Here is a 19163-nt window from a genome sequence, read left to right on the forward strand (position 1 = left end):
CACCAATTGAGTTCGTCGTAAAAACGACTAAGACTCATTTTTGGGGTGAGAAATGATCTAAAATCATACTCCAATGGACCCGATGATCACTACTTTTTAAAAATCCAAAACTAGAGGAAGATTAAACAGGATCAAAAGCACTGCACCGGTGGGCTACAAAGAAATGGCCATATCAAATGGAATAGGCTCATCATTTACGCGCACGTCGATGGTGTCATGTTCAGGTCCAGTCGTCAGGTAATAGGTATACTGGGTGACCGGTTCGTCAGCTATATCTGTTTCAGTTAAATGAATGACTAAAGTGCCGCCCTCGCTTTCCATATGTGCTTCGACCTGTCCACTTGAATGGAAGACAATATACGACCCGTTTTCACCATCGTTAAATGACAACAATCTCATTTCAGTAACAGTGGTATGGGGAAATTCATCAGGTAAATCACTCATGAATTCCTGTACATCATTCGGTAAAGTGTCTACTTCGCTGAAGCCTGCTTCAGGTGGACCACATGCGGTCAGGAACAAAAGTAAAGCCGTCGACAATAACAGTTTTTTCATTTATCTCACTCTCTCTGAAAAGATAATCGAATAGGCCGTGTAGGAGTGTTTTAGCCGGTCACAAAGCCCAAATTATCATGTTTTTATGGAGTATACCATACGCATTATCAGGTTGTCTCAAAAAGTATTACGGACAGGAAACTTTTTCAGCCCGTAAAATCTGTTCAAAAAAATATGTAGATAGTTGACGATTTAAGCTGAATTATCAGGATTATAATTAGCTAAACACGGTTATTTTCTGTACACTTGAGCTAACAAATACTGATTTCGAAATGTATCTGAAATTAGGGTACAGATACGTTGTAACATGCTTGAAAGGAGAAAAAACATGAAGGCGAAAATCGGTACGAGTCTGATCCTGCTGTCGCTTCTGGTGTTGACGGGCTGTTTAACGATTGCCGGACTTATTCGTGGAGAACCTGATATATCAGGGTATATTATGGACGAGGGGGTCCATGAAATTCTGGTGGTGAGTACGGAACCGGCTGATTATAGTGAGACAGGCGGAACGGAGGAATTTTACGACGCCGTCTGGGTCAGTCGGGTCACGGAAAGTACAGAGATTGGTGATTACGTTGAGGTCTGGTTTGATGGAGGCGTAGAGACTTCTTATCCAGCCCAGGCCGCTATGGAGAAACTGGAAATCATTGAACCTGACCAGCCGCAAGGAGCAGATCTGACTGAGTCGGAAGCGTTAAGGAAGGCTTTAGCACAGGAGCCATTTGAAGAAGAAGTTCTAACAGTTATGTCGCTGTCTTATGATGAATCAGTGGACGAATGGACTGTTGAATTGAGAAACACTAACAGTTATGAAGACACGACAATAGAAGTTGAAGACGAATAAATCCAGGGAGCAGATCTAGAAACTGCCAATACAGAGTGAGCGGGAGCGTGTTTGCATGAAAAAAATCGTATTGACCGGTGGAGCCAATGGCATTGGGCGGGCAATTGTTGAGAGCCTGATAACTGAGACTGAACTCTTCGTGATCGATCGGGACGAGGAGGCAGGGAAAGTTCTTGAACAACATCTCTCTTCAAGGCACCTGCATATCTATTATGGCGATCTGGCTGACGAGAAAGAGCTGAACTTTTTTATTCAATTCATAAAAGAACGGACCGATACTATTGACGGGCTCATTCATAATGCGGCAATCAATAACGGAGGACTACTTTCTGGAGCAAGCTATGAGGACTTCATGGATGTGCTGAAAGTCAATGTCGGGTCAGCCTATTTCCTGACTCAGCATCTAGCCGATTTATTTTCCGATAAAGCAAGCATTATACTCATGTCGTCTACGCGCAATAGACAAAGCATGGCAGACAACGAAAGTTACAGCAGTTCAAAAGGGGCGCTGCTATCTCTGACTCATGCGATGGCAAACAGTTTGCGAAACAAGGCTCGAGTCAATACGATCAGTCCCGGATGGATCGATACGAGCGCTTTTCAACATTCAGAGGAAGAAGTTGAACTGACTGATCAGGATGCTGCTCAGCATCTAGTCGGCAGAGTCGGAGAGCCGGAAGATATCGTGCAGATGGTTCGCTTTCTGTTAGATGAAAAGCAGTCCGGATTCATTACCGGACAGGAATTCATCGTTGACGGCGGCATGTCCAAGCAGATGATTTACCATGAGGAACACGGCTGGCGATACGAGGAGGACTGATATGACTAATAAATGGCTGGCATCAATCTTTATTACGACAGCTTTGCTGCTCACGGGGTGCACCGATACTGAGAATGACGAGATCCCAGATAGTGAGGGGACAGAGACGGCCGGCAATCCGGATAGACCGGATAGTGGCAGCATAAATGACGAGATGCCCGAGCCTCCGGAACTCACGGTTGTGGCTGGGGACGAGTCGGTCGACGCTGTGCTTGGAACCTACAGCTGGAGCATCGATAATGAGGACGGCACTATGACGGCAATAGAAGCCGATTCTGCTCCGCCACCAGAACTGGTCGGTCAAATGGCAGCTCCTGAAGTGACTGGAGACACCTCGATCGAACTGGATTTTAAAATAGAACCGGACAGCTATACAGTAAAGATATGGCAAGAAGACAACACAGTGATCAGTGAATCGGAAGAGGTGCTCCTGACGAGTGAAGGGACGGTCATTTATGAAGTCCTGGCTAATTGGCAGGAAGGCACCGCAAGCTATGCCTTTACGCTATACATTGAGTAAGCAAGACAAATTTTTGAGAATCATCTATAAGAAGATTAGGCTCCTTTAATGGGTTTAAATCGTCGAGTCTTACAAACGGTAGAAAAAGGAGGGCTAACTGGATGGGTCACAATAAAATTACAGATGAACATACCGAAGACAATAGTAAAAATGAAACAGATGATAATATTGGCGCAGGTATTGGTGTTGGAATAGCTTTAGGTGCCGCATTTGGTCTAATGTTTGATAACTTGGCTCTAGGAATGGGTATAGGAATAGCCATAGGTGCAGCAATAGGTACAGCGTTGCCTGCGACCAAGAAATCTAAAAAGAAATGATGACCTCCTATACAGTGACAGAATAATAAAAATCCATTAAAATTAAATACGCTATTAACAAAAAACGGATTAAGGTCAGGTTATTAACGACCATTAATCCGTTTTTTCGTTGGTATTACCTTAGTCCAGCCATCTGAAGGCGCGTTTCAGTTCCTCTGTCCCGTTCTCTTCATACCATTTTCCGTGAGCCAGGATAATTTTCTCAGGCTGCCACTCAAGCATACGTTTGTAGCACGCTCTGGCCTGATCCTTCTGTCCGGCAAAAGTCATCCGCATATCGATCGGGGTTTTCCCGTCAGGATGAGCGATACCGGCTGCCTTATAGACCGATCGCCACATAGGGCTTTTAGTACGGTCAGGTTCAAAATTCTCAATAAGATCAGTTAGAATCAGCGTTCGGCTTTCTTTATGGAAAAAGACGACTTCCTCAAGTGCCCGGCTGCCTTTGAAAATCAGCTGGTCAATGTCCACGGACCAGTCAGGTGGAGCGGAATCTTTTAGTGCATGTTCAAACACTACATGAATATTCTGCGATGCTGCTCGCTCATCGACTCCGGGACTTGCCCACGTTTTGGCATCCGGATAGCGGGCCTTCCAGTCGGCAATGTAGGCATAATGAATCTTGTTCGGCGAAACAAGATGTCCGACTTTTCCCAGTGCATCGATTTCTCTAAACAGACCCTCATCAGGGGCAACTGGCGAATGGACCCATAGCGTGCTGTCATTCAATTTTACAATGGTCATCCGTGTGGAGAAAGGGACCTTAAGTACCGATACGCTCATCCTGATCAGTCCGGCGTCCACGATCCAGACGTTATCGTCAATTTTCTTCAGTGTATTCAATGGTTTGTATAGAGGGATCGACATGATGGTGTCCTCCTTTTAGTTACAGTGTATCATTAAGCACTCAATATTACAGTGTCTCATTACATTTTACAAAGGAATAATTCTGATAGAATTATGAGCATTTAACAGTATGTTCAATAGTTTTTTTAAAGACTTTTAAAAGTCTAAATGGTATAATCCTAGTAAAAGAAGGAGGCAAAAAGTATGGCTGTAGAACTGATAGGAAATATTCCAAAAGGATCGATTTCTGATGTGAAGAAGAGTCCGATGGATATCTTCAAGAAAGCTGAAGAATTGAATGAGGGGGTCTATATCTTAAATCGTGATAATGTTGCCGGTGTTATGCTTACCCAGCAGCACTATGAGGCGCTTATTCAAAAAATCGATGATCTGGAAGAAGAACTGCTCGATTACGAGGTTTCCCTAAGATTAAAGGCACAGGATGCTCAAAAGGATGTAAGAACTTTTTCTCTGGAAGATGTTATGGGCAAAGAACTGGCTGAAGCCGAATACGACCCTGACGACAATGGTTGGGACTAATGAGTTACGACGTTGTGTTTATCGAAGAGGCAAAGAAGGACTTCCAATCTTTGGACGGGTCACAAAAAATACTGGTGAGAAAATCCATAGCTAAGATTCAGTCCTATGGCATGGAGGTTGGGCAACCCTTGAAAGGAGAGTTGTCGGGATGCAGAAAACTGAAGCATAAGAAAGCTGGATTAAGGATTGTATTTAGAGAATCCAAAAAAGGACTGGAAATAATACAAGTCATTGCAATAGGTAAACGGGAGAATCAAGACGTTTATCACGCAGCAGCCGATCGTATAAAATAAAGAGCTGTACTAGAAGACCAAGGTTGGTGGTCCTTGTACAGCTCTTTATTTTTGCATTCAGTGTAATTGATTGAGGTTTGCCCTCAGGCTACGGCTTCTTTAATTCTTAACCACATGAAGTGGATCACGCTTCCCAAGAGGACTGATAGGTGGACCAGATGATCGTTTATAGATAAGTCCTCGAAAAAGACCAGCAGCAATACAGCAGCACAGTAGATGACCTGCCCCGTGAAAATCCGCCTGAGGTCTGCCTGGTTGCCCTGATCGTCCTTACACTCACGTCTTGAAATAAACCAGAAAATAATTGCCGAGAGAACAGCCGATGCAATCAGAATAAGAGACACCGGATCCTGCTCATCGAAAGCAGCGAGTGAGAGCCGATGCATAAACAGCATTTGGACGATAGCTAGTACGAAAGCGAGCAAACCGGCTGCCAGAACAACTTTCGGGCGTTCTCCTGTTCTGTATAGTCCAGCCATTGCCAGTACAAAAATGAACAAGTAGAGACCATTCTCCTGATTAAATGAGAGAAAGACAGTAAATCCGAGAGCAAGTAATAAATCTAGTAACGTCAACGTTTTACCGGTTATGCCGTTTACTGCCCGCAGAATGAGAATAAGCCAGAACAGCACCAGAATCTGAGTGTTTTCGATTGTTTCGATGTAAAGCAGATTCGTCAGAGTCAAGAAGACAGCGACGAAAGCTGAATAGCTGTGGGCGGGATCCACATCTCTGGAAAGGGCCCAGGTCACAAACACCGTTCCACCTAAGTAGAGACCGGAAACAAGTTCGGTCGTTAACAGCCCGCCGGCAATGAAGGCCGAAAAAGTACAGATGATAATGGCCAGATTAGTCTTGTTGCGAGGGTCGATCTTTCTGCCTAATGTAAACATGAAATCACTCCTTTTAGCCCAGTGAAACGGTCCAGTATTCAGACGTCAAATGGTCAGACGTAGTAGTCAAAACCCGACTAAAAGCAAGGCGGCACTCAGCACTTGTCAGGTTCACTGTCTGATTTTATTTAAACTGTCGAGCTGCGACCTGATCTGATCAACAGCCTCTTCCAGGGTAGAAGCCTCGATGGATGTTTCCGGTGCATCAGGTCGTGTGATCGATCTGTTGTAATGTGGATCATAATAATGGGTCAGAAGAAGCTTGACCGCTTCCGGATAGTTTCCTGTTTCAAGGGCTTCGCCGATTGCTTTTGATACAGGAGTATGGATGCGGCGCCTGATCCGTTCAAAAGCTAGCAGACAGTCGTCACGGTTAACCTCAGGTGAATAGTCGTCAAGAATGATGGCGACCCGTTCTTCAAGCGGCAGATCAACGACCAGTTGAGAGCTGGTTTCTTTATGCTGAAAAATGCGATCTGGAATAATGACTTTACCGATACGGGCACTTTCGCCTTCTACGAGGATATAGGGAGACTGCTGGTACCGCAGGAGTTCCTCACCTAGAAGAAGGTTGAACATGCGCTGATTACTGGGTTCAAGCCCGATTTGTCCGAAAATGGATCCGCGGTGACGCGCCATGCCTTCGAAATCGATCACAGGATAGTTTTCCTGTTTGAGCTGACGAAGGACATGAGTCTTGCCATTTCCGGTATGGCCGTTCAGGACATAAAAAGGAGGAAGGGGAAGCGTGTCGATCTGGTCTTTCATCCAGTTTCTATACGCTCGGATTCCGCCGGTCAGTCGATTGACTTTGATATTCATCAAATCAGTTACTGTAGCGGCAGTTGTGCTGCGCATCCCCCCGCGCCAGCAGAAGACAGTGACCGGAGACTTCAGCTCCTTGAACTGTCTGATGAAGTCCGGCAGCTTCTTCGAAAAGAGTTTAAGTCCGAGCTCCTTCGCTGCCTCCTGCCCCTGATGCTTGTATGTCGTTCCGACTTGAGCGCGTTCCTCGTCTGAAAACAGAGGAATATTGATTGCTCCAGGGATCGTTGCTTCTTTGAATTCCTTAGGCGCACGGACATCTACGACTACGTGTCCGGCTTCTTTGAGTTCAAACAGGTCCGAGGGTGATATATCTTTAAACATAGAAAAGTCCTTTCTTATCTGACATAAAGATGTCCTTCTTGTCCATCTGTGACTTCACCGATTATACGTGCGTCTATGCCTTTATTCTGCAGGGAATCGATCATGGCCGATGCTTCATCCGGATTGACGGACATCAGCAGGCCACCTGACGTGACAGCATCAGCCAGAATAATCTGGTCGATTACATCTAAGCGCTCGTCAAAGTGAACGACGTCCTTCACATGATTTAAGTTATTTTTTGATCCTCCAGGAATGACACCTTCTTCAGCGAGTTCACGCACACGGGACAGCACCGGCACATCGTCTTTCATAATCGTCAGAGCCTGATGACTCTCTGCAGCCATTTCCGATAGATGCCCAAGCAGTCCGAAGCCGGTCACATCCGTACAGGCATGTACATCATAGGCCTTCATCACTTCAGCCGCATCTTTATTAAGAGTAGCCATCACAGCCGTCACCCGGCGGATCTCGCCTTCAGTTAAGAGCCCGCGTTTAAGTGCCGTAGTGGAAATGCCGACACCGATGGGCTTCGTAAGGATCAGCTTGTCTCCGAGTTTTGCTCCGGCATTGGTCCGGATGTCGTCGGGATGGATCGTCCCCGTAACCGACAGTCCGAATTTCGGTTCCTGATCATCGATCGAATGGCCGCCTACGAGATTACACCCTGCTTCCTGCACCTTATCGCTGGCCCCTCTGAGAATATCTGTCAGAATCGACTTATCCAGATTGAAGATAGGAAAAGCCACAATATTTAAGGCAGTAACTGGAGTGCCGCCCATTGCGTAGACGTCACTCAGTGCATTGGCCGCTGCGACCTGACCGAAATCATACGGGTCATCCACGATCGGTGTGAAGAAATCCAGTGTCTGAACGATCGCCAGATCATCCGTCAGTTTGTACACCCCTGCATCATCCCCTGTATCCAGTCCGACCAGAAGATTCGGGTCTTTTTTCGTTTCCGGCAGGGTATGCAAAACCTCCCGCAGTTCACTCGGCCCGATCTTGCATCCGCAGCCGCCTTTTTTAGTAAGCGTCGTCAGTTTAACTTGAGTCATTATATATGCCTTCTTTCCTGATTGGTGGTTAATGTACATACAGTTTACCATTACTCAGCTCATTCTGTTACAGGATAAGTTGATTCTTTTTTATGAAAAAGAATCTCTGTCTTATAAGTAATAATGAGAGGACTAGTCAAGGTAAGTTTAAGCTGATCTGTCGGTAGGAACGCTAAACTGGAAATAAAGGGAGTTCTACTTATAGTTCAGTGGCTGAAGATGTAGGTAAGATGCAACGAGAAATTTCTTAGTGATAGTTCAGCGGGTATCAGACCGTCTGAACTTCCGCTATAGAGGGTATAATTATATCTTATGGCAAAAATTAAATCTTAGATGCAACGAGAAGCCTTATAACGGCAAGATGAAGTCAGATAAATATCCTAAACTATAAGTAGACAGCCCCTAAGAACAGTTTAGCGGGTGTCAGGCCGTCTAAACTTCCACTACAAAAGGTCTTAACGAAAGTATAGGTTAGAACTGTTGTCTTGAAGTGTAGTTATACTGATAGAACAGGCAGCTGACACCAGAATAATCCCCTGAAGGCATAGAATCAAAGGAAATAAATAGACGTATGAGGTATAATAAGTAAGCGGATTCTCTTTATGAGAGCAGTTATCGTCAGATCATTACATCACACCGAATCAAGGAGGAAGCTATGACATTACATGGATCGATTGCGCTGGTCACTGGGGTCAGTCATGATGCAGGTATCGGAGCAGCCGTCTGTCACGGACTGGCTGGAGAAGGAGCGGACATCATTTTTGCTCACTGGAAAGCTGATGAGGGATGGGTCGAGCATTTTCAAAAGGAAATCACGAGTAGGTACCGGGTCAAATGCATTGGAATAGAAGCCGACTTGTCTAAAGCCGAGTCGCCACAAAAGCTGTTAGACGAAACCGCTGATCTCCTGGGCAGTCCGGATATCCTGATCAATAACGCGGCGTATTCTACCCGGGACGGCTTTATGAGACTGGATGCAGAGACACTTGATGCCCATTATGCCGTCAACGTACGGGGGACCTGCCTGCTCAGCGTGGCATTCGCCCGCTGGTTCATCAAGGAAGGCAAGCAGACAGGTCGGATCATCAACCTGACTTCGGGGCAGGATCTGGGTCCGATGACAGGCGAACTGGCCTACGGAGCGACTAAGGGGGCCGTCTCAGCCTTTACACTTTCTCTTTCTGCTGAACTGGCGTCTACAGGTATTACGGTCAATGCCGTCAATCCCGGCCCCACCGACACCGGGTGGATGACAGACGAGATTAAAAAGCACCTGGAGCCGAAGTTTCTGTCCGGGAGAATGGGGATGCCCGAAGACGCTGCCCGGCTGATTGCTTTCCTCGCTTCTGAAGAAGCAGGCTGGATCACCGGTCAGGTTATCAATTCAGAAGGCGGATTCTTAAGGTCATAAAATAGAATAAGAGAAAAGCGCAGGGGATCTGCGCTTTTCTTAAGCGTATATTCAGACCTACATAACCGGTCTGTTAAAGACATCTGGAATGTGTTAGACTAGTCATTAAAAACATTAAGCACTGAACGATTTCGAGGAGTGAACTGATGAACAGAAAACAACTATTCAATTTACCGAAAGTGGAATTGCATTGCCACCTGGATGGGTCCGTCCCTATGAAGACATTAATAAATCTGGCTGAAAAAGAAGGATACTCTAACCCTAAAGCAGAGATGAGAGGAGCCATTGCGCCAGCCGATGCCGGCACGCTGAAAGAATACTTATCCAGCTTTGAAACGATCCTCCCACTGCTTCAGACTAAGGAAAATCTTACCGAAGCAACTTATGCCGTGATCGAGGACGCCAACCGGGAACACATCGTCTATCTGGAGCTCCGGTTCGGGCCGCTACTGCATCAGAGACAGGGATTATCCGTGAAAGAAGTCATAGAAGCGGTCGATGAAGGGATACAGAAAGCCGCAGATGATTTTCCCGTCAATGTCAGCCTGATCGCCTGCGCACTGAGGCACCACTCTCAGGAGAGAAATACACAGCTTTTCGAAGAAGTCAGTCAGCTGCCTGAAGGAATGGTTTCGGCAGTCGATGTGGCAGGAGACGAGGGAAACTTTCCGAACGAGCAGGTCAGGAGGCCAGTCAGCACAGCGAGAAGTCTGGGCATGGACATGACCATTCACTCTGGAGAAACGGGCTCCGTTGACAATGTGCTGTCTGCTATGGACATGGGAACCAGACGCCTTGGTCATGGTGTAGCAATCAGGCAGGATCAGGATGTGCTGCAGGAGGTGCGTTCAAAAGAGGTGCTTCTGGAACTGTGCCCGACAAGCAACATTCAGACGAGAGCCATTCCGTCATTTAAAAACTATCCGCTGAGATACTTCCTGGATGAAGGCATCAAAGTCTGCATCAATACGGACAACCGGACAGTTTCGAATACGACTGTAACGGACGAACTGATGATCTGTATCGACCACTGCGGAATGACAGCTGAGGATCTGAAACACGTGATGCTCAATGCCATCACCTATGCCTTTACTGATGATGGAACCAAACAGCAGGTGATCCAACAGATCGAAGAACAGTACGTCTTTTAATGTGATTATGGTTATTTTACGGAATAAGGCATATACTAATGATGAACAAAATGTTTATAGAAGAGAATCACCTACTATATTCTTTTAGCTGAAGGAGAACCAGACAATGACAACGAACGAATTAAGAGCACGGTCTGAAGTGGACAACGACTTGAAGTGGGACCTGTCTGCTGTGTTTAAAGATGACAAAGCCTACGAAGAGGCAGTAGAGAAAGTAAAGCAGGATACGGCCCGTTTTATACAACAAGTCGATGGGAAACTGAATGACGCGGAATCCGTCATAGAAGCGGTCGAAGCTTATGAAGAGATAAGGACGGTCATGTCCCATATCCAGTCTTATGCCATGCTTCCGGTGACTGTGGACATTTCCGACAGTGATGCCCAGATAAAAAACAGACGTGCCGCCAACTTTCTGGCAGACACGAGTGCAAAACTCAGCTTTTTCAAATCTCAGCTGGAAGAACTGAGTGAATCTGTCTTGGACGAAGTAAGCAAATCCCAGCCTCGTTTTGCACCATTCATGAGACTCGTTAAGCAGACAAAGAAAAGCAAGCTGCATCCTAAAGTGGAAGAAGCACTGGCTCTTCTGGATCCGGTCCTGGATTCATTTGCCGAAGTCTTTGAACAGGCGAGACTCGCAGACGCTGATTTCAGAACGTTTGAAGTGAACGGAACAGAGTATCCACTGAGCTTTGTTCTGTACGAAGAAGTGTACATGTATGATACCGACAAGGAGATCCGTCGTGCATCTTATGACGCATTCAACCATACGCTCAGCCAATATAAAAATGTCGTAGCGACGGCTTACTATAATCATGTGCAGCATGAAAAGACCATTGCGAACATGAGAGGGTATGAGTCGATATTTGACTATCTGCTCGAAGATCAGGAAGTGGATCAGGCCTTGTATCACCGTCAGATTGATGTAATCATGAAAGAGTTTGCCCCGGTCATGCGTAAATATGTGACGCATCTCAAGGAAGTTCATGGTCTTGAGCGGTTCACTTATGCTGACCTGAAAGTCGATCTGGATCCTGATTATACGGCTAAAGTCAGTATTGAAGAATCTCAGGACTTGCTGAAACAGACCATGGCACCATTGGGCGAGGACTACGTCAACTTGCTTCAACGTGCTTACCCTGAACGGTGGATCGATTTTGCTCAGAACAAAGGTAAAGAATCGGGTGCCTTCTGTTCCGCGGCATACGGCAAGCATCCTTATATCCTCATGAGTTGGACAGGGGATCTGACAGATGCCTATACCTTGTTCCATGAACTCGGTCATGCCGGGCAAAGTGAGCTGACCAATGCGAACAACTCCTTTACCGGTTCGGACCCGTCACTTTATCTGATCGAAGCCCCGTCAACATTCAACGAGCTGCTTCTGACTGACTACTTAACCAAGCAGACGAACGATCTGAGAATGGAACGTAACGTTATCTCTCTAATGATATCAAAGACCTACTTCCATAATTTCGTTACGCACTTGCTTGAAGCGGCTTATCAGCGGGAAGTCTACCGTCTAATTGATGAAGGAAAAAGTTTTGATGCGGACAAGTTGAGTGAACTGAAACGAGGCGTCCTTGAAGAGTTCTGGGGAGACGCTGTCGAGATAGAAGCTGGAGCCGAGCTGACTTGGATGAGGCAGATCCACTATTACATGGGGCTGTATCCCTATACCTATTCTGCTGGACTGACCATTGCTACTCAGGCATACCTGAAAATGTCGCAAGGCGAAATGAAAGCGGAACAATGGCTGGAGTTTCTTGCCTTAGGCGGACAGAAGACACCAGAAGAAGCTGCTAAGGTAGCGGGTGTAGACATTACAACTGATAAACCTCTGATGGATACGATCAAGTATCTGGACGAATCAGTCGACCGAATGATCGAACTGACACAGATTATGGAAGAAAATCAATAAGTGGACAAAACGCGCAGAGTAGAATCTGCGTGTTTTTATTTGATTACAGGTACATCTAGACTGTGTTTTCTGATAAGCTGGAATATATACATAGAAATTCAGTTACTAATACAGTCGATCTTAGATATAAAGGAGTCCATACATGTTCGTCAATCATAAACTATACAAAAGTATCCTTGTGGTTTCCGGGGTAGTCATTGCAGCTGGATACGGGCTAGCAGTCTACATACAGCCTGAAGACCCTGCCTTTTTACTCATTACTACTCACTGCAGGCGAGTGATACCAACGGCTATCAGTCATTTCCGGAGCCTTTGCGGTACGTGACCAGCATCCATGATGAGAGGCAGGTCGTAGGCATCAGCTTTCCAGACTACCCAGATATTTCTTTACTCACTGCCGAGACCCCGCGTGCAGGAATCAACTGGACAAGTAATGGTGCCAAATCATCTCGAAGACAGTACGGCCCTTACAGTGTAAGAGAAGTCTGGCTGGAAACGAACATAATGATGGAAGAGCCTTTTCAGGAACATACCATCCTGTCAGAGGCAGAAATCCACTTTGATGATTCGTCTACTATGACTGTTGATCTTGGAGCAATAGAAGTACATACACCAAGCCTGGACTCTCTACCTGTTGAACGGATAGACTGGACATTCAACGAGGGAGAATGGTATGAAGTCACTTACAGCGCACTGGAAGACATTACTTTTGAATCAATCAACAGTGCATTATATGAGCAGATGGAAGACCGTGTCGGTATCCAGGTCAACGGGGTAACTGCTCAACAGGCAGAAGGTCTTCTAATCGAATCGGGGGATACACTTACAGTTAGAGTTGAAAAGTCGACTAGTGAAACGCCTTTTGAAGGGTCTGCTTATTTGAATACTGAACCCGCACTGACAGTATCGACAAGTGAAGGAACGTCATATCATGTCTCCCTTCTTAATAGATACACCCACTATCCCGAGCACGGAATGATTGATTTATATAGACTGTTGAATACAGGGGAGGAAGATAGACATGACGAAACCAGCTAGTGGATACAAGAAAATTTTCTGGGGCTATATCCTATCGATTATTAATGTCTCGGTAGGCTTTCTCATTCTTTTTCCCAGTATAATCGGGTGGTACATCTTGATCAAAGGCTTTGGAGAAATTGAAGAAGATCTTCCATCTCAAAATCGCACGCTCATTAACAGCGGGCTGTGTATTCTTTTCACTTTTTCCTTTCTGGAAGGTATTTCTCCTTTGATCAGTCTGGATTTTCAGATGTTGAGTATGCTCCTGCTCTTTTACCCTCCAGTACATATGGTGGTTGAACTGACTGTCTTTCATAAATTATTCGAGTCAGTAATCATCAGATTTACTGAGATGCAGCAGGTAGACAGGGTGGACACCTACACTACAAAAGATACACGTTATCTTGTGATTTCTGGTGTAGCCGTCCTGCTGTTAACAGCAGCTGCGACAAGTCAACTGACTGGATTGATAGTGGTTGGGTCTTTATCGGCACTAGTGTCCAAAATATATATGCTGACAGTCATTGCGTCACTTAAAAATGAAGAGGCAAGTGCGATGCAAGTGTCTTCAAATACAGAAACGGTGGATACTGCTTCATAAACATGATAAATAATAAACCGGCTGCAGACTTGTAAGTATAGAAGTTGCTAAATAGCATTTACAGAGAATCAATAGTACAAAAACGTGGATATGAAAAAAAGCACGGACGGCTGTCTGTGCTTTTTTCTGGCAACCATTATATTGAGATTTTAACAAAAATTAGACTGTTTTAAGGAGTTGATTCTTACCTAGTTACAACAATCGGTCCATCTTCAGTCACTATAATCGTGTGTTCATATTGAGCGACAAAACTGTCTTCAGTGATGAGCGTCCATCCGTCATCGGACTGGTCAACTTCCTGCTCATTGTTTGAGATGAATGGTTCGAAGGCGATCACCATGCCTTCCTTTAATTTAACGTCGTCCCATTTGGAGTAATAATTGAAAATGTGGTCCGGCTTTTCGTGGATCGAGCGTCCGATGCCGTGGCCGGTCAGGTTTTTGATTACTGTGAGGCCGTTCTTTCTAGCCGTATCATGGACAGCTTTTCCTAACGCGCTAGTATGAGAGCTCGGTTTGACCAAAGCCAATCCTGCTTCAAAGGCTTCCTGAGCAACATCGCAGACTTTCTGCTGATCAGGATGTCCTTCTCCGATCAGTACAGATATTCCAGTATCGGCAAAGTAACCGTCTTTAGATCCGGATACATCGATATTGACCAGGTCGCCTTCCTGAATGACTCGGTTTCCTGGAATACCGTGAGCCACTTCTTCATTGATGCTGATGCATGTAAAGCCGGGGAAATCGTAAACGCCTTTAGGTGCGGACTGAGCTCCAGCCTCTTCGAACAAAGTGCCTGCCAGGTCGTCCAGTTCTATCGTCGTGACACCGGGTAAAGCCTTGGAAATCAGCTCATCCCGTATCGCTCCGCAGATTTTACCAATGGCTTTTAAGCCTTCAATGTCTTCTTTTGTTTTAACTATCATTTTATCGTCCTCAATTCATTTTCTATTTGTCGACTCGCTCTCATGAAGAGAACAGCCGAATGTCAGTCTGAAATCGTCTATGCATCGGTCTAGCCATTGCAATGATAGAGCAAGTTGATGCGGGGGTCAAGCACTCGATTGATTTATAGTGTCAGATCAAAATCAGCGACATAAACGGCTTCACCGGATATGCTGACCGAAGAGGGATCAGTTGATGGATCAATATTCACATAGACACGTCCGTCTTTACCCATTTCCTGCCCCTGTTCGATAGTTAGCTGAGCAGCTTGATCTGTCTGGTCAGCAATGTACTTAAGATAATAAGCGCCCATTACTGCAGAAGCTGTTCCGGTGACAGGGTCTTCGACCGATCCGGTACCGGCTGCTGAAAAATGCCGACCATGCATATCACTTGATGGATCATATGTCTCTAGACAGAGCGGATGAACTGACGCATCAGGCATCTCAGTCAGAATGGATGGGAAGTCTGCGTTCACTGGAGACATCCGTTTAAAAGCAGCGAGGTGAGTGATGGGAACTATCAGAGTCCAGCTGCCTGTACTGCCGTAAGTAACCGGAAGGTCGGGGGACAGATCCATTTCAGTAAGGCCAATCGAGCGGGCCAGAGCTTCTTTTGATCCGGTAAAAGGGCTGAACTGTGGTGAAGCCTGCTGCATGGTGATAAGCAGACGTCCATTAGCGTTGTTTCCAATATTAACAGATAGCACACCTATATTTGTTTCAATCGACACGGTCGGCTTTTGAGGCAGCTGATTCTGTTCATATAGGGCTTGAACTGCACATACCGTCGCATGTCCGCAGAGAGGCATTTCTTTTTCTGGTGAGAAATAGCGTAATTTGAAATCCGCATGCTCGGATGTCATGACAAAAGCCACTTCATTGAAGCCGACGCGATAAGCAATACGCTGCATCTCTTCACTCGTCAGTGTATTTTCGTTCAAAACGATTCCGGCAGGATTCCCTTTTCCGCGGCTCGAAGTAAAGGCATCATAATGTAAAATTTGAATGTCTGTCATGGTTAAACTCCTTAAAAGCACTTGTGTTACTGTGCTGGTCGTTAATCATTATAACAGGTCTATAGGAAGAGTGGGAGATCAACTAAATTAGAGCTGATTGCGACGGGGGATATAGGTGCAGCATTAGTGGGAGACAAAAGTAAGCAAAAATTAGAAAATGGACAGATTTCTTCAGCAGGCGTATGATAGAGGAATAACGCAGATCGTTAGTATCTGGTATAAATAAGTCATAATATATGCGCTGCCATAAGGACGAAATAAGTGATTGGTTGAAGAAAGGATAGATAAATGATGCGATTAAGTGTACTAGATCAGGCACCAGTAACAACGGGCCATACCCCGCAGCAGGCAGTTGAATATGCTGTGGAGCTGGCGCAACATGCCGAAAAATTAGGTTATGACCGGATGTGGATGGCTGAACATCACGGAAGTGAAGCCTTTGCCAGTTCCGCACCGGAAATCATTGCTGCCTACATCGCAGCAAAAACGGATAAAATCCGACTCGGAACTGGTGGAACGATGATGATGCATTACTCTCCGCTCAAAATGGCAGAAGTGTTCAAGACATTAAGCGCACTGGCTCCAGGCCGGATCGATTACGGTGTAGGACGGGCACCTGGTGGGGATCAGCGGTCGATCTATGCGCTGTCTCAGGGAAATGAGCCGGATTTTGAACACTTATACGACAAGCTGGATACCGCTCTTGATCTGATCAACGACAAGCTTCCAGATGAAGAACTGTACAGGTACACCCCAGCGTCTCCTCAGAAGGTGAGCCTTCCGGAAGCCTGGCTTTTAGGATCGAGCGGAAACAGTGCTATAGAAGCAGGAAGACGTGGAATGGGATATTCTTTCGCCCAGTTCTTCATGCTTGGTGCCATGCGAAAAGAGATCTTCGATTTGTACAGGCACCATTTTGAACCGTCTGAATTTATGGACAAGCCTGAAATAAGCGTAGCGTATTTAGTTACGGCAGCGGAATCGAGAGAAGAAGCGGAATATCTGGCAAAACCTCAGGATATCGCCCGCATTCGTCTGAGTCAGGGACGCATGGACCAGCTGATGACTCCTGAAGAAGCAGCGGATTACCAGTTCACTGATGAGGAACAGGCTGCGGTCACACAGAACCGGGGCATTCATCTCGTTGGAACGGCAGCCGAAGTTGCAGATAAGTTGAGACAAGATCAGGAAACCTATGGATTTCAGGAAGCCATGATCTGCAGCATTCAGCATACTCAGAAGCAGAGACTTAACGTTTATAAACTATTGGCAAACGAACTGTTACAGGATAAATAACAACGAATGGACTTAGTCATGAGAAGACAGATACTCTCATGACTAAGTCCGTTTTTTATTTTCACTCACAAAATTTTAATATAAAGCTGCTAAAATATTTCGAAAAAACCAATATTATCAAGGTCGTTTTGCATCTGCCTGATATTTCTGTATACTATATATTAGAGAAAGATGAGAAAAATACACGTTAAGGGGAGAAAGTATGGAGAGTTTTATTGAGCAGTTCATGGGAATCAACGATGTGGTCAACGATCTGGTATGGGGCTGGCCTCTCTTATTTCTGATTGTAGGAACAGGTGCATTTGTCATGGTGAGAACAGGTTTTGTACCGATCACCAAGTTTGGCTACGCCATGAAGCAGACGTTTTTCAAAATGTTTGCGAAGGAACAAGTCGGTGAAGGAGAAGTGACCGCGTTTCAGGCCGTGTCCACTGCGCTAGCCGCCGCAGTCGGAACAGGGAATATTGCTGGTGTCGGTACAGCCATTGCTATAGGGGGACCAGGAGCCGTTTTCTGGATGTGGCTGGCCGCAGTAGTTGGAATGGCGACTAAATATGCCGAAGTTGTCCTTTCTATAGAGTATAGAGAAAAGACAGAGGATGGCCGTTTTGTCGGGGGACCGATGTACTATCTTGACAGTGGAGCCAAGAAAAAATGGCTGGCTGTTCTCTTTGCAATTTTCGGAACAACTGCAACGTTTGGAATTGGAAATATGGTGCAGTCCAACTCTGTCGCTGATTCGCTGAACACGACTTTTAACATCGATCCGCTGATTACCGGGCTGGTCCTTGCTGTCGCTGTAGCACTGGTAACAATCGGTGGAATCAAGCAGATTGGTCGCGTGACATCAGTTTTAGTACCATTTATGGCCGCCGTTTACATTCTTGGTGGACTGCTTATTATCTTTTTAAATATTGAACTGGTCCCAGCTGCCTTCGGAGTGATTTTTCGGGACGCGTTTACTGGATCAGCAGCACTGGGTGGATTTGTAGGGGCAACGCTGACAATGGCTATCCGTTTCGGAATTGCTCGAGGGGTATTCACTAACGAAGCTGGTCTGGGAAGTGCACCGATTGCCCATGCAGCAGCAACGACTGACCACCCTGTTCGTCAGGGACTATGGGGAATATTTGAGGTTTTCGCTGATACACTGGTCCTTTGTACAATCACCGCTCTGGTTATTGTCATGACAGGTGCCTGGGGGAGCGGTGAAGATGGCGCAGCACTCACAACAGTAGCGTTTGAAGAAGGAATGCCGTTTGGTGGGTATATCGTTACCTTCGGCCTGGTATTCTTCGCCTTCTCTACATTATTAGGCTGGTCATATTACGGCGAGCGGTGCATGGAGTACCTGTTCGGATCTAAATCGATAGTGATTTACCGACTGATCTTCATTCCACTGATTGTTGTCGGAGCTATTGGAGGCTTGAGAGCCGTATGGGCACTTGCGGACACGCTAAACGGACTGATGGCAATCCCTAACCTGATAGCCCTTCTCCTGCTGAGTCCAGTCGTCGTCAGACTGACAAAGAATTATTTCGGGAAAGATGGCATTTACAGAAATGAAAAGCAGGGAACTGATTAACAGAATACAGTGATGAGGAGGGGCTGGGAAAAAACTCCCCTTAAATAAATACATCCCACGACCGTTTTTTAAAGAAAAAGGTCGTGGGATGTTACTTTTATAAAGACAAAACGAGCCCCACCGACTATAATTGAAGTACCAACAGCAATTAAAGGAGGGGCTCACTTTGTATCAAAATTATACCACAATGGAAACTGCTTTAACACTACAATTAGACTTCACTATTCCCGAGGATCACGAAGCCCGTTTGATCAGTCGTTTCGTTGATTCTATTCCTGCGGAATTTCTTCTGGAAGACACCTCTCATACGGGACGACCTGCGTTTCACCCTGCCATGTTACTTAAAATGTGCTTATTTGCCTATAGTCGTTCCACTTTTTCAGG

22 protein-coding genes are annotated in these 19163 nt (G+C 45.8%); 15 read left to right on the plus strand and 7 right to left on the minus strand.

Annotation, left to right across the window (positions count from 1 at the left end):
* Nucleotides 1-153: 153 nt before the first annotated feature.
* Nucleotides 154-555, minus strand: coding sequence for a hypothetical protein (locus tag BMX79_RS11880; RefSeq protein WP_091482970.1), 402 nt, complete (start codon nucleotides 553-555; stop codon nucleotides 154-156).
* A gap of 328 nt (nucleotides 556-883) precedes the next feature.
* Between BMX79_RS11880 and BMX79_RS11885 the strand changes: the two genes are divergently transcribed.
* From BMX79_RS11885 to BMX79_RS11900, 4 genes are all read left to right on the plus strand, one after another.
* A complete protein-coding gene (locus tag BMX79_RS11885; protein ID WP_091482972.1) occupies nucleotides 884-1399 on the plus strand; it encodes a DUF3221 domain-containing protein in 516 nt (171 codons plus the stop codon).
* Between the two features lie 55 nt (nucleotides 1400-1454).
* A complete protein-coding gene (locus BMX79_RS11890; RefSeq protein WP_091482974.1) occupies nucleotides 1455-2219 on the plus strand; it encodes an SDR family oxidoreductase in 765 nt (254 codons plus the stop codon).
* A gap of 1 nt (nucleotide 2220) precedes the next feature.
* Nucleotides 2221-2739, plus strand: a complete 519-nt coding sequence (locus BMX79_RS11895; protein ID WP_091482976.1) for a hypothetical protein — start codon at nucleotides 2221-2223, stop codon at nucleotides 2737-2739.
* Nucleotides 2740-2840: 101 nt separating this feature from the next.
* On the plus strand, nucleotides 2841-3056 hold the full coding sequence (locus BMX79_RS11900; RefSeq protein ID WP_091482978.1) for a glycine zipper domain-containing protein: 216 nt from the start codon (nucleotides 2841-2843) through the stop codon (nucleotides 3054-3056).
* Between the two features lie 120 nt (nucleotides 3057-3176).
* Here BMX79_RS11900 and BMX79_RS11905 read toward each other — a convergent pair whose 3' ends face one another.
* A complete protein-coding gene (locus BMX79_RS11905; RefSeq protein ID WP_091482980.1) occupies nucleotides 3177-3923 on the minus strand; it encodes a DUF4336 domain-containing protein in 747 nt (248 codons plus the stop codon).
* A 183-nt stretch (nucleotides 3924-4106) separates the two neighbouring features.
* On the opposite strand from BMX79_RS11905, the gene BMX79_RS11910 reads away from it, so the two are divergent.
* Together BMX79_RS11910 and BMX79_RS11915 are read left to right on the plus strand one after the other, a co-directional pair.
* Nucleotides 4107-4442, plus strand: coding sequence for a hypothetical protein (locus tag BMX79_RS11910; protein ID WP_091482982.1), 336 nt, complete (start codon nucleotides 4107-4109; stop codon nucleotides 4440-4442).
* Complete coding sequence (locus BMX79_RS11915; protein WP_091482984.1) at nucleotides 4442-4735, plus strand: type II toxin-antitoxin system RelE family toxin; 294 nt, start codon at nucleotides 4442-4444, stop codon at nucleotides 4733-4735. The genes BMX79_RS11910 and BMX79_RS11915 overlap by 1 nt, the downstream gene beginning before the upstream one ends.
* 83 nt (nucleotides 4736-4818) lie before the next feature.
* Here the strand turns inward: BMX79_RS11915 and BMX79_RS11920 are convergent, their stop codons facing one another.
* The 3 genes from BMX79_RS11920 to selD form a co-directional block, all read right to left on the minus strand.
* Entirely contained in the window at nucleotides 4819-5628 is an 810-nt protein-coding gene (locus BMX79_RS11920; RefSeq protein WP_091482986.1) for a hypothetical protein, read from the minus strand.
* A 111-nt stretch (nucleotides 5629-5739) separates the two neighbouring features.
* Nucleotides 5740-6777 carry a tRNA 2-selenouridine(34) synthase MnmH gene (gene mnmH / locus BMX79_RS11925; RefSeq protein WP_091482988.1) on the minus strand — a complete coding sequence of 346 codons (1038 nt, stop codon included), beginning with the start codon at nucleotides 6775-6777 and terminating at the stop codon, nucleotides 5740-5742.
* A 14-nt stretch (nucleotides 6778-6791) separates the two neighbouring features.
* Nucleotides 6792-7832, minus strand: coding sequence for a selenide, water dikinase SelD (gene selD, locus BMX79_RS11930; RefSeq protein WP_091482990.1), 1041 nt, complete (start codon nucleotides 7830-7832; stop codon nucleotides 6792-6794).
* Between the two features lie 655 nt (nucleotides 7833-8487).
* Between selD and BMX79_RS11935 the strand changes: the two genes are divergently transcribed.
* The 6 genes from BMX79_RS11935 to BMX79_RS11960 all read left to right on the plus strand — a co-directional run bounded on the left by BMX79_RS11935 (nucleotide 8488) and on the right by BMX79_RS11960 (nucleotide 13936).
* Entirely contained in the window at nucleotides 8488-9243 is a 756-nt protein-coding gene (locus BMX79_RS11935) for an SDR family oxidoreductase (RefSeq protein ID WP_091482992.1), read from the plus strand.
* Nucleotides 9244-9389: 146 nt separating this feature from the next.
* Nucleotides 9390-10394 (plus strand): adenosine deaminase, encoded by a 1005-nt coding sequence (gene add, locus BMX79_RS11940; RefSeq protein ID WP_091482994.1) that lies wholly within the window; start codon nucleotides 9390-9392, stop codon nucleotides 10392-10394.
* A 106-nt stretch (nucleotides 10395-10500) separates the two neighbouring features.
* Complete coding sequence (pepF, locus tag BMX79_RS11945) at nucleotides 10501-12315, plus strand: oligoendopeptidase F (protein WP_091482996.1); 1815 nt, start codon at nucleotides 10501-10503, stop codon at nucleotides 12313-12315.
* 142 nt (nucleotides 12316-12457) lie between these two features.
* Nucleotides 12458-12640, plus strand: coding sequence for a hypothetical protein (locus BMX79_RS11950; protein ID WP_091482998.1), 183 nt, complete (start codon nucleotides 12458-12460; stop codon nucleotides 12638-12640).
* Nucleotides 12637-13353: a hypothetical protein gene (locus tag BMX79_RS11955; RefSeq protein ID WP_091483000.1), complete on the plus strand. Its 717-nt coding sequence runs from the start codon at nucleotides 12637-12639 to the stop codon at nucleotides 13351-13353. Before BMX79_RS11950 ends, BMX79_RS11955 begins: the two co-directional genes overlap by 4 nt.
* Entirely contained in the window at nucleotides 13337-13936 is a 600-nt protein-coding gene (locus BMX79_RS11960) for a hypothetical protein (RefSeq protein WP_091483002.1), read from the plus strand. Before BMX79_RS11955 ends, BMX79_RS11960 begins: the two co-directional genes overlap by 17 nt.
* A gap of 184 nt (nucleotides 13937-14120) precedes the next feature.
* Here the strand turns inward: BMX79_RS11960 and map are convergent, their stop codons facing one another.
* Complete coding sequence (gene map / locus BMX79_RS11965) at nucleotides 14121-14861, minus strand: type I methionyl aminopeptidase (RefSeq protein ID WP_091483004.1); 741 nt, start codon at nucleotides 14859-14861, stop codon at nucleotides 14121-14123.
* A gap of 143 nt (nucleotides 14862-15004) precedes the next feature.
* A complete protein-coding gene (locus tag BMX79_RS11970) occupies nucleotides 15005-15898 on the minus strand; it encodes a PhzF family phenazine biosynthesis protein (protein WP_091483006.1) in 894 nt (297 codons plus the stop codon).
* Nucleotides 15899-16186: 288 nt separating this feature from the next.
* On the opposite strand from BMX79_RS11970, the gene BMX79_RS11975 reads away from it, so the two are divergent.
* The 3 genes from BMX79_RS11975 to BMX79_RS12610 form a co-directional block, all read left to right on the plus strand.
* Nucleotides 16187-17194: an LLM class flavin-dependent oxidoreductase gene (locus BMX79_RS11975; RefSeq protein ID WP_246117706.1), complete on the plus strand. Its 1008-nt coding sequence runs from the start codon at nucleotides 16187-16189 to the stop codon at nucleotides 17192-17194.
* 202 nt (nucleotides 17195-17396) lie between these two features.
* Nucleotides 17397-18779 carry an alanine/glycine:cation symporter family protein gene (locus tag BMX79_RS11980; protein WP_246117707.1) on the plus strand — a complete coding sequence of 461 codons (1383 nt, stop codon included), beginning with the start codon at nucleotides 17397-17399 and terminating at the stop codon, nucleotides 18777-18779.
* Between the two features lie 187 nt (nucleotides 18780-18966).
* Nucleotides 18967-19163 (plus strand): transposase (locus BMX79_RS12610; protein ID WP_506736948.1); only part of this gene is annotated, 197 nt, incomplete at its 3' end.

It is taken from the genome of Alkalibacterium pelagium, assembly GCF_900109325.1.
In the GTDB taxonomy this organism is placed as follows: domain Bacteria; phylum Bacillota; class Bacilli; order Lactobacillales; family Carnobacteriaceae_A; genus Alkalibacterium; species Alkalibacterium pelagium.